At 47.1% G+C, this 582-nt stretch carries 2 pseudogenes; both read left to right on the forward strand.

Features of this window, described 5'->3' with window-relative positions:
• Positions 1-295: pseudogene (locus tag C1642_RS17130) on the forward strand (hypothetical protein); the annotation flags it as partial.
• Positions 270-582 (forward strand): annotated as a pseudogene (locus tag C1642_RS19825) (cysteine desulfurase); the annotation flags it as partial. The pseudogenes C1642_RS17130 and C1642_RS19825, both read left to right, overlap by 26 nt.

A 582-nucleotide genomic window follows, 5' to 3' on the forward strand; every position in this document is an offset into this window, starting at 1 on the left:
CGGAATTCCACTTATTCCATCAAATAAAATTCCTGTAGAAGATGGCAAAACTAAAATCTTGCTGCTTCGTGTTGGTGAAAAGCGTCAAGGGATTGTTGGTTTGTTCCAACCGGGTCTTGCGGGTGAACAGTCACCGGGGCTTTCAGTACGTTTTATGGGAATCAACCGTAACGCGATTGCGTCGTATCTAATCTCGTTATATTGCTCACTTGCAGTACTCACTGATGATGCGTTGGCAGTATTAGATGATGTGGAGGTGGACAAATATCATGACTACCCAGTTAACTACAAGTAATCTGCAAGGTAGTCCAACAGGGCCTGAAGTGACTGGTGTTAACCCACCAGCCAACTTCCCTGATGAGTCCACCATTGCTCGACTTGCTAATGAGTTTTTTTCAGCAGTGCCAAGCTCAAGCAGTTCGACTTCTCCATCGGGCCTTAACTTGGACTTACCAGTCGGAGCACCACCGCACCCACCACAACCGGGTGAACCATTTTCTGCACTCAGTGGTCGTGCGCCCAATATCGCCTTTCAGAAAAGTCTCAATCCGGAATATCCTGAGCATATTCCAAATTTGCCCG

Origin of the sequence: Acinetobacter sp. AKBS16, assembly GCF_002899995.1 — a bacterium.
Taxonomy (GTDB): Bacteria; Pseudomonadota; Gammaproteobacteria; order Pseudomonadales; family Moraxellaceae; genus Acinetobacter; species Acinetobacter baumannii.